We start from the raw sequence: 9,446 nt of genomic DNA on the forward strand, positions 1-9,446 counted from the left end.
ACGAATCACGCCAATATGCCAAATACCCCGAAATCCGTTCATGTGCTGGCCTTCGCCAATGTGCAGGTGCTGGATGTCACCGGCCCTCTGCAAGTCTTCGCGTCAGCCAACGACCTGGCCCGTGGGCAAGGCTTGCCGGCGCCTTATGCGCCGACTGTCGTCGCTGCCGGTGGCGGGGCGGTGATGTCGTCGGCGGGGTTGGCGCTGATGGCTGAGCCGCTTCCCAATGCAAGCAGCGACACGTTGTTGATCGCTGGCGGTTGGGGCGTATACGAAGCCGCCGAGGATCCGGCCCTGGTGGCCTGGGTCAAGCACCAAGGAATGCGTTCGCGAAGGGTCGCGTCGGTGTGTACCGGCGCGTTCTTGCTGGCCGCCAGTGGCTGGCTGGACGGGCGGCGGGTAGCGACTCACTGGACCCGCTGCGAACAACTCGCCCGGCAACATCCAAAGTTGCAGGTCGAACCCAATCCGATTTTCATCCAGGACGGCCCGGTCTGGACGTCGGCCGGTGTCACGGCCGGGATTGACCTTGCGTTGGCCTTGGTGGAAGAAGACCTTGGCCGCACGATGGCCTTGGAGGTCGCGCGGCACTTGGTGGTCTTCCTCAAGCGCCCCGGCGGGCAATCGCAGTTCAGCGCTACCCTGGCGCTACAAAAGCGGGGCGGTCGCTTCGACAGGTTGCATGCCTGGATCGCCGAGAATCTTACGCGGGACCTGGGCTTGTCGAGCCTGGCCGCCGAGGCGGGCATGAGCGAACGCAGTTTTGTCCGCCATTACCGCGCCGAGACGGGCCAGACCCCAGCCCGCGCCGTGGAGCTGATCCGCGTCGAGACCGCCCGCCGCCTGCTTGCAGACAGCGCCGTGCCGGTCAAGCGCGTTGCCCTGCAATGTGGCTTCGGCAGTGAAGAAACCCTGCGCCGCAGTTTCTTGCGAGCCGTGGGCGTGACGCCCCAGGCCTATCGGGAGCGGTTCAACGCTCAAGCAGATCCAGCAACGCCTTGACCGTGGCTTGCGGCGCTTCCTGGGGAATGTTGTGGCCGACGCCAGGCAGTACGCGGCGTTCGTAGAATCCGCTGAAATGCCCTGCATCTTCATCGTCCTCCGGCGGTGGACCCACGCCGTCATCGGCACCGCAGAGGGAAATGCTCGGCACGCTGATCTTCGGTTGCTCCGCGAGTTTTTCCTCCATCCATTCCAGCGTCGGATCCCCGGGGGCGTACATGAACCGGTGGCGATAGGAATGGATCACCACTTCTACAAAGTCCGGATTGTCGAATGACGGCGCGCTCAGCCGGTACAGCTCCTCGCCGCGCTTCCAGGTCGGCGACCATAGCTGCCAGAGCAACTGGCACAGTTCCCGGCGGTTCCGCTTCAAACCTTCAACGCCGCGTGCGGTGTGGAAGTAATACTGATACCAGAGACGATGCTCGGTTTGCGGATCCAGCGGCTCGGTGGAGCGAGGAATGTCCTGCAGATTGTACCCATCGCCAGTGACCAGGCAGCGAACGCGCTCGGGCCACAAGGCGGCCACGATGCACGCGGCACGGCCACCCCAGTCATAGCCGCACAGCGCTGCTTGGGGAATGTCGAGGGTGTCCATCAGGTCCAGCAGGTCCTGGGCCAATGCGGCCTGTTGGCCGGTGCGGGCGATGGCTGGTTCATTGAACCGGGTCGGGCCATAGCCGCGCAGGTACGGCACGATGACCCGATAGCCGCGTTGGGCCAGGACCGGGGCAACTTCGTCGAAGGTGCGCGGGTCGTAGGGAAAACCGTGCAGCAGAACGATCGGGTCGCCGCTGGCGGTGCCGTGTTCTTCATAGGCGATGCGCAGCAGTGGCGTCACCGTGAAATTGACCTTGGACGCAGATGTCATGTCGGTCTCCGGCTTGGATCGGTTGAGGTCAGGCGGGCTCCTGGTTCAGGTATTTGGCCCGGTCCGGCGTGAACGTCACGACCATGTTCGTGCTGGAGCAGGTCAGGGTGCGCTCCTGGGTCAGGTCGATGTCCAGGTCTTCGCCGCGCAGGCCCTGCCATTGGGCCAGGTACTTGAGACAACCGAACTTGGCGGTCTTCTTCAGGCTGCGGCTGACCCCGCCTTTCCAGCCCAGCACCGGCAACTCACCGGCCAGACAGCGTTGCGCCAGTTCCGGGAACCTCGCTGCCCGTTCGCGGCCGATTTCCCAGCATTTGATCAAGCCTTTGTCCTGATCGTCCCAAAGTTCGTCGCGAGTCAGCCCTGATCGGAGCTCGGCGGTGATGGAGCGTTTGATATGGGTCATGTCGAATCCTTGAATCGGGTTTTTATCGCGCAGCTCCGCTGCACCCTTGCGTGCATCGATCTTAGGAGAGGGTTGGGGGGCTGGCAACCTACAGCCGGCGAAATGCGTTTAGCTTTGTTGGAATCCAACGTGGCGAGCGAGAAAGCTCCTTCGCCACGGGATTGTCGTCAGTCATAACCGCAGCTCACGGCTGCCAGTGATTTTTCTCCCCACTCAACTTGCGATCCAGGAAGCTCGCCGCGCTGATCAGCGCCAAATGGCTCAATGCCTGGGGCAGGTTGCCGAGGTGATAACCGTGGCTGTCGAATTCCTCGGCGTACAGCCCCAGCGGATTGGCGTAGCGCATCAGTTGTTCGAATTCCAGCTGGGCTTTTTCCACGCGGCCGGCGCGGGCCAGGCATTCGACGTACCAGAATGAGCAGGCGACGAACGAACCTTCGGTGCCGCTGAGACCATCGATGGGGCTGTCGTCGGTGCGGTAGCGATAGACCATGCCGTCGCGCACCAGGTCTTTTTCGATGGCGTCCAGGGTCGACAACCAGCGCGGGTCGCGGGCGCTGACGAAGCGCACCAACGGCATCAGCAGCATCGATCCGTCGAGGGCGGTGCTGCCCAGGCGCTGGACGAAATGTTGGTGCTCGTCGTTCCAGAAATTCGTCCAGATGTCGTCGTAGATGGCCTGGCGGGTTTCATCCCAACGGGCGAACGGGGCGGGCAGGGAGCGTTTGCTCGCCAGGCGGATGGCGCGGTCCACGGCCACCCAGCACATCAGCCGCGAATGCAGGAAATGCTGCTTGTCGCCGCGCATTTCCCAGATGCCGACATCCTTGTCCTGCCAGATCGTGCACACCTGGTCCACCACATCGACCGTGTGTTTCCAGCCCTGATGGGAGATGGCTTCACCGTATTTGTTGACCAGGTACACCGCGTCCATCAACTCGCCGAAGATGTCCAGTTGCACCTGCTGGTAGGCCAGGTTGCCGATACGCACCGGTCGCGCGTCGCCGAAGCCCTTCAGATGCGTCAGCTCGGTTTCCGGCAACTCAAGCCGACCGTCCAGGCCGTAGAGAATGTTGAGCTTGGTTGGCTGATCGCAGCAGTCGCTGACCCGGCCGCGCAGCCAGCGCATGTAGGCGTTGGCTTCGTCGACAAAGCCCAGGCGCATGAACGCGTAGACGGTGAACGAGGCGTCGCGGATCCAGGTGTAGCGGTAATCCCAATTGCGCTCGCCGCCACGTGATTCCGGCAGGCCGAAGGTGGCGGCGGCGAGGATGGCGCCCTGCTTACGTGACGTCAGCAGTTTCAGCGCCAGCGCCGAGCGGTTGACCATCTCTCGCCAGCGACCGCGGTAGTTGGATTGGCTGATCCAGCCGCGCCAGAACGCCAGGGTTCGCTCCAGGCACAAGGTGCTGGTGTCGTCCACGAGGCGTGGGTCGTCGATGCTGCCCAGCAGGAACTCCGCGGTCTGGCCTTGCGCCAGGGTGAACTCGGCCACTGCCGCCTGGCCGTCGAGCGTCAGGGGCTGGTCGGCGCACAAGCGCAGGCTGGGTTGTTGCGCGGCTTCGAATACGATGTGGTCGCCGTCCTGGCGCGCCGTGGTCGCGGCACGGGAATAATCATGGCGCACCGCGCAACGCATGCGAAACGTCGCGCTGCCGACTGTCATGCGTACCCGGCGCATCAGCACAGGCAGGTCATCCTCGCTGTCGCCGATGGGCAGCAGATCGGTGATCTCTACCACCACGCCGTCGCTCAGCCAGCGGGTCTGCAGGACATTGGTGTCAGGCAGGTAGATTTGCTGGCGACGGGCGTCCGGCAAGTCCGGCGAAAGTTGGAAGATACCGGCGTCAGGAGTGTCCAACAGCGAACAGAAGATCGATGGGCTGTCGAATTCCGGCCAGCAGAAAAAGTCCACGCTGCCACGATCATTGACCAGCGCGGCGGTGCGCATGTCGCCAATAATCCCGTGATTCTCGATGGGGCTTTGCGGTTCGTCATGATCAGCCATTGCCGCGGAACCCCGGATAGAGGCTCATTCCGCCGTCGATGAACAGCGTGGTGCCCACGACATAATCGGACAAGTCCGACGCCAGCCAGACCACCGCATTAGCGACATCTTCCACATTGCCCACACGACCATAGGGGATCAGCTCCAACAGTTTCTGCTCCTTGTCGGCCTCCATGGCCTCCCGATTGATCGCCGTGCGAATGGCGCCGGGTGCAATGCTATTGATGCGGATGCGCTGGTGGCTGGTTTCCTGGGCCAGGGTCTGCATGAGCTGGTCGATACCGCCCTTGGATGCCGCGTAGTTGACGTGGCCGGCCCAAGGTATGCGCTGATGGACTGAGCTCATGTGAATGATCTTGCCAGCGGCGCGGGACACGCCTTGGCGAATGCCCTGGCGGTTGAAGATTCGCAGGGCGGCGCGGGCGCAGAGGAACTGGCCCGTGAGATTGACGCCGATGACGGTGTTCCAGTCGTCCAGGCTCATGTCGACGGTGGCGTCGTCTTTTTGCAGGCCGGAGTTGGCGACCAGAATGTCGAGCGTGCCGAATGCGTCGAGGGTCTGGGCGAACAAGCGTTCGACGTCCTGCTCCTTCGACACGTCGGCGCCGATGGCGATGGCGCGGCCACCGCTGTCGTTGATCTCGCGGGCCAGGTCTTGTGCCGGGCCGGCGCTGGAATGGTAATTGAGGACCACGGCGGCTCCGGCCGCCGCCAGTGCCTTGGCCGAGCCTGCGCCAATGCCGGAGCTGGCACCGGTCACCAAGGCTACTTGTCGGGCGAGGGAAATCTGCATGGGGTAGCACCTTGAGCTGAGGGCCTTACTTGCTGACTGGCGCCACCGGCCGAGAGTTCATTTGCAGCAGGCAGTCTTCACATTTCACCCACAGTTTTGCGCTTTCCCCGGCATGTTCGTTTATGGCAAGTTGCAGGCCCTTGTTGAGGCCGCGTTCCATGGCAAACCCCTATTGTGAATTGTTCACCGCCCCTGGCAGCCGCGGCTTCGTGTTGGCGGGAATGATCGCGCGCATGCCGATCTCCATGACCGGCATTGGCGTGATCACCATGCTGTCGCAGCTCAAGGGCGGCTACGGACTGGCAGGCGCGGTGGCGGCGACGTTTGCCCTGGCGACCGCGTTCTGTGCGCCCCAGGTGTCGCGACTGGTCGACCGTTTTGGCCAGGGGCGGGTGTTGCCGGTGGCGGCCTTGCTGGGTGGCGGGGCGTTGTTGATGTTGCTGTTGTGCACGCGATTGCAGGCGCCCCATTGGACGCTGTTCCTGTTCGCGGCCCTGGCCGGTTGCATGCCCAGTATGTCGGCGATGGTGCGGGCGCGCTGGACCGAGGTGTATCGCGGCCAGCCCCAACTGCGCACCGCGTATGCGCTGGAATCGGTGCTGGACGAGGTCTGCTTCATCGTCGGGCCGCCGCTGTCGGTGGGGTTGTGCGTGGCGGCGTTCCCGGAGGCGGGGCCCCTGGTCTCGGTGCTGCTGCTGGCAATCGGCGTGACGGCATTTGTCCTGCAGCGTGGCACCGAACCACCTGTGCATCCGCACCAGGCGCATCATCAGGGTTCGATCATCCGTTCAAGCGATGTGCTTTTGCTGCTGTTGCTGATGGTCGCCATGGGAATCATCGTCGGCGTGGTGGATGTGGTCAGCGTCGCGTTCGCCCAGCATCAGGGGCAACCGGCGGCGGCGAGCATCGTGCTGTCGGTCTATGCCATCGGCTCGTGCCTGGCCGGACTGGCGTTCGGTGCGCTGCGCTCGAAACTGCCGTTGCCGCGGCTGTTCCTGTACGGCGGGGTGGCGACGGCGATTACCACGCTGCCGTTGCTGTTGGCGAGCAATATCCTCGGCTTGTCCCTGGCCGTGTTCGTCGCCGGGCTGTTCTTCGCGCCGACCCTGATTGTCGCCATGGCCTTGGTCGAGCGCATCGTGCCCCCGGCCCGGTTGACCGAAGGCCTGACCTGGCTGGTCACCGGCCTGAGCATCGGCGTGGCGATCGGCGCGGCCGGTTCGGGGTGGCTGGTGGATACGTTTGGCGCGCGCAGTGGGTTCTGGCTGGCGATTGCGGCCGGGGCGGTGGTGCTGGCGGCGGCGGTGCAGAGCTACCGGCAGCAAAAGTGAACGCGCAGTCCTGGCTTCACCAACCCCGCCCCGAGTTCACCCAGAAATTCACCGACAGCGAGGTGGACACCGACTCCACCTGGTGAAACCAACCCTCCGGCAAAAACAGCAAATCCCCCGCCTCAAGGGTCACCCGCATGAAGGTCACGTCCCGGGCCTTGGGGAAACGGCCGTAGTCCGGCGCGTCCGGATTGAAGTCGCAGCCGTCCAGCCCGCCTTGGGGCGCGGTCGACCAGGTGCCCAGGGCCTCGCGGTGATGGGGCGCGGCGAGGGTGAAGGTTTTCTGGCCCCAGACCTGGGCGAACAGGTTGTCGGTGTCGTCGCGGTGCAAGGGTGTGAGGGTGCCCTTGGGGCCGATCCAGATGCGCGGCGCAATGAACAGCGCAGGATCGAAGTAGGGTGGGTATTTGATCAGCTCCATTAATCGCGCCGGCAAGATATTGTTGCCCATGTAGGCCGGTGGTTCGCCGTCGGCACGCTTGGGCGCCGGGTTGTCGAGGGAGGCGATGAAGTCCGCCATGGAGGTGGAGCGGAAGTCCCGCTCGGTGGAGAAGGTTTTCTTCACGTAATCGCCATGGCGTGTGATGCCTTGCAGCTCGGCGAAATGCTCCAGGGTTTCTTCGCGGCTGAGCTTGAACAACGGCCAATCCTGCAGCGCATCGCTGATGACCACCGGAATCCCATGGGGCAGATAACGCGCCTGGAACGCTTGCACCGACAGCTCGCTGCGCGGCCGACGCTCCACGCTGCGTTGGGTGGGCAGGCTGGCGGTGAGGGTTTCGCTGAAGCGCGACGGGGTGGGGTAGCGCTTGTTCATGTCGACCTTTTCCACCGGGCGACTGCCATGGCGCGCATGGTCGATGATCTGCGGCAGCAAGGTCGCCAGCCCCATGTTGCCGCCAATCTTCAAACGACCGCTGGCGAACAGTTCCTCGACATTGGCCTGGCCGGCCATGATCCCGAGAAAATCCTTTTCCGCCACTTCAATGGTGACGTCGGGGCTGGCGTGGCGGCCAGCCTGGGTGTGGCTGCTGGCCTTGACCTCGGACCAGAACGCCTGGTGCGGGCCGAACACGAATTGGAAAACGCCTTCGATACCAACGGCGCCGGCATTGGCGAACAGCTTGCCCAGAATGGTTTGCAGGTCCACGGCGGTCACTCTTGCGGTTTTTGGTCTAGCAGGTAACGAGGGCCGTGACCGGAAATTTAGCCCTCGCCGCCGACCGTCGCCCTAGCGTGTCGCGACGATGAAAATCCTTGGAAACGGCAGCAGGACCGAACCATCGTCCAGGGTCGGATAGGCCTGTTCGATGGCCTTGAGATACTGCTCCAGGTATTGCTCGCGCTGTGCTGCGTCCAGCGGTTCGAGGAACGGACGCAAGCCGCTGCCCTTGAACCATTCGACGATACCCGAAGCGCCGCCGGCCAGTGGATGATGATAAGTGGTGCGCCACACATCGACCCGGCTGCAATGGGACTTGAGGATCGAATAATAGGTGCTGGCGTCCTCTACCTCGGTCCGCGAATCAGCCGCCCCGGCCAGTTGGCTTGCCCAGGGGCCATCGGCGGCGATGTCCCGCATCAAGCGATGGGACGGCTGGTGCAGCGTATCGGGCATCTGGATCGCCAGGCTGCCACCCGGCGCGAGTTTGTCCACCAGCGACGGCAGCAAGGTGGCGTGGTCTGGCAGCCATTGCAGTACGGCGTTGGCGAAGATCACATCGAAGGGGCCGCTTTCGTGCCATCGGCCAATGTCTGCGGTGGCAAATGTCACGTTGGGCAAGCGCTTGCGGGCGGCTTCGACCATGTCGGCGGAACTGTCCAGGCCACGCACCGTTGCGTCGGGGAAGTGGTGCACCAACAGTTCGGTGGAGTTGCCGGGGCCGCAGCCCAGGTCGATCACTTGCCGCGCCTGCATCGGCGGGATCGCCGCCAGCAGATCCCGGGACGGGCGGGTGCGCTCCTCTTCGAAAGCGACATATTGTTGGGCGGACCAGCTCATTGTGTTCTCCTTGAGGGCAGACCAAAGCCATGGGGCGTGAAGTATAAGGTGCATCCGGGGCAGAGGCCGGTGACTAATTCTTCGCAGCCTGGCCTCGTTATTCTTTTTATACAAACGATCGGAGAAAACCGCAGTGACCCAACTGACCCTGCTGTGCCTGCCGTATTCCGGCGCCAGCGCGATGGTGTACAGCCGTTGGCGGCGCAAGGTGCCACAGTGGCTGACGGTGCAGCCCGTGGAATTGCCGGGGCGCGGGGCACGTTTCGCCGAACCGCTGCACACCGACATGGGGCCATTGGCCAGGCAACTGGCGCGCGAATTGTACCCGACGCTCAAGGCTCCGTACGCGGTGTTCGGTCACAGCCTGGGTGCGCTGCTGGCCTGCGAGATCGCCCATGCCCTGCGCGAGCTGGGCTGCCCGGAACCGGTGGCGCTGTTCGCCTCCGGCACTGCGGCGCCAACGATGCGCGCCGACTATGATCGCGGCTTCGCCGAGCCGAAAACCGATGCCGAACTGATCGATCAACTGCGCACCCTCAACGGCACCAGCGAAGAAGTGTTGGCCAACGCAGAGTTGATGGCCCTGACCTTGCCCGTGCTGCGGGCGGACTTCCTGCTTTGCGGGCGCTACCAGCCACGGCTTCGGCCTGTGCTCAACTGTCCCTTGCATGTGCTCGGCGGCACTGCGGACAAGGCCACCACCGAACAGTTGATTGGCTGGAGCCGGGAAACCTGCGGCAGCTTTTCGGTGGACATGTTGGCCGGTGGGCACTTTTTCATCCATGAACACGAAGCCCGGGTGCTGCGGCTGATCAAGGATCAATTGAGCGTGCACCATCGGCGGCATGGGTTGGCCATCAGCGCCTAGCCCATTCAATACCTTTTTTTGTGGCGAGGCGGGAGCAAGCTCCCTCGCCACGGGTTTGTTCCCTCTCGATAGTGATTCCCAATCGCTAATTTTTCCGGTTTGCATTCGTTTCATAGGGACGACATGCCTTTGTGCCTTGTGCCCACTGATTCCGGATACCCAGAA

At 63.5% G+C, this 9,446-nt stretch carries 9 protein-coding genes; 3 read left to right on the plus strand and 6 right to left on the minus strand.

What is annotated here, in order from left to right; genetic code table 11:
• Positions 1 to 15 precede the first annotated feature (15 nt).
• The gene (locus tag VQ575_RS08590; RefSeq protein ID WP_325919448.1) at positions 16 to 1,002 is read left to right on the plus strand and encodes a GlxA family transcriptional regulator; all 987 of its coding nucleotides are present in this window, start codon (positions 16 to 18) and stop codon (positions 1,000 to 1,002) included.
• On the opposite strand, the gene VQ575_RS08595 is transcribed toward VQ575_RS08590, so the two are convergent.
• The 4 genes from VQ575_RS08595 to VQ575_RS08610 all read right to left on the minus strand — a co-directional run bounded on the left by VQ575_RS08595 (position 971) and on the right by VQ575_RS08610 (position 5,080).
• Positions 971 to 1,873 carry an alpha/beta fold hydrolase gene (locus VQ575_RS08595; RefSeq protein ID WP_198725815.1) on the minus strand — a complete coding sequence of 301 codons (903 nt, stop codon included), beginning with the start codon at positions 1,871 to 1,873 and terminating at the stop codon, positions 971 to 973. The genes VQ575_RS08590 and VQ575_RS08595 overlap by 32 nt on opposite strands.
• Before the next feature lie 28 nt (positions 1,874 to 1,901).
• Positions 1,902 to 2,279 (minus strand): hypothetical protein, encoded by a 378-nt coding sequence (locus tag VQ575_RS08600; protein WP_045155519.1) that lies wholly within the window; start codon positions 2,277 to 2,279, stop codon positions 1,902 to 1,904.
• Between the two features lie 184 nt (positions 2,280 to 2,463).
• Positions 2,464 to 4,287, minus strand: a complete 1,824-nt coding sequence (locus tag VQ575_RS08605) for a glycoside hydrolase family 15 protein (protein ID WP_039594564.1) — start codon at positions 4,285 to 4,287, stop codon at positions 2,464 to 2,466.
• Entirely contained in the window at positions 4,280 to 5,080 is an 801-nt protein-coding gene (locus VQ575_RS08610; RefSeq protein WP_325919450.1) for an SDR family oxidoreductase, read from the minus strand. Before VQ575_RS08610 ends, VQ575_RS08605 begins: the two co-directional genes overlap by 8 nt.
• A 158-nt stretch (positions 5,081 to 5,238) precedes the next feature.
• On the opposite strand from VQ575_RS08610, the gene VQ575_RS08615 reads away from it, so the two are divergent.
• On the plus strand, positions 5,239 to 6,411 hold the full coding sequence (locus tag VQ575_RS08615; protein WP_325919451.1) for an MFS transporter: 1,173 nt from the start codon (positions 5,239 to 5,241) through the stop codon (positions 6,409 to 6,411).
• A 16-nt stretch (positions 6,412 to 6,427) separates the two neighbouring features.
• On the opposite strand, the gene VQ575_RS08620 is transcribed toward VQ575_RS08615, so the two are convergent.
• The gene (locus tag VQ575_RS08620; protein WP_325919452.1) at positions 6,428 to 7,561 is read right to left on the minus strand and encodes a cupin-like domain-containing protein; all 1,134 of its coding nucleotides are present in this window, start codon (positions 7,559 to 7,561) and stop codon (positions 6,428 to 6,430) included.
• Positions 7,562 to 7,642: 81 nt separating this feature from the next.
• Positions 7,643 to 8,413 carry a trans-aconitate 2-methyltransferase gene (gene tam, locus VQ575_RS08625; protein ID WP_325919453.1) on the minus strand — a complete coding sequence of 257 codons (771 nt, stop codon included), beginning with the start codon at positions 8,411 to 8,413 and terminating at the stop codon, positions 7,643 to 7,645.
• Positions 8,414 to 8,546: 133 nt separating this feature from the next.
• Between tam and VQ575_RS08630 the strand changes: the two genes are divergently transcribed.
• Positions 8,547 to 9,281, plus strand: coding sequence for a thioesterase II family protein (locus tag VQ575_RS08630; RefSeq protein ID WP_325919454.1), 735 nt, complete (start codon positions 8,547 to 8,549; stop codon positions 9,279 to 9,281).
• The last annotated feature ends 165 nt before the right edge of the window (positions 9,282 to 9,446 follow it).

The sequence above is a fragment of the Pseudomonas frederiksbergensis genome, assembly GCF_035751725.1.
In the GTDB taxonomy this organism is placed as follows: domain Bacteria; phylum Pseudomonadota; class Gammaproteobacteria; order Pseudomonadales; family Pseudomonadaceae; genus Aquipseudomonas; species Aquipseudomonas frederiksbergensis_A.

Bases quoted from the DNA above. Each gene is read 5' to 3' on its own strand.
- VQ575_RS08590 (WP_325919448.1), top strand. From the start codon at position 16: ATGCCAAATACCCCGAAATCCGTTCATGTGCTGGCCTTCGCCAATGTG.
- VQ575_RS08595 (WP_198725815.1), bottom strand. From the start codon at position 1,873: ATGACATCTGCGTCCAAGGTCAATTTCACGGTGACGCCACTGCTGCGC.
- VQ575_RS08600 (WP_045155519.1), bottom strand. From the start codon at position 2,279: ATGACCCATATCAAACGCTCCATCACCGCCGAGCTCCGATCAGGGCTG.
- VQ575_RS08605 (WP_039594564.1), bottom strand. From the start codon at position 4,287: ATGGCTGATCATGACGAACCGCAAAGCCCCATCGAGAATCACGGGATT.
- VQ575_RS08610 (WP_325919450.1), bottom strand. From the start codon at position 5,080: ATGCAGATTTCCCTCGCCCGACAAGTAGCCTTGGTGACCGGTGCCAGC.
- VQ575_RS08615 (WP_325919451.1), top strand. From the start codon at position 5,239: ATGGCAAACCCCTATTGTGAATTGTTCACCGCCCCTGGCAGCCGCGGC.
- tam (WP_325919453.1), bottom strand. From the start codon at position 8,413: ATGAGCTGGTCCGCCCAACAATATGTCGCTTTCGAAGAGGAGCGCACC.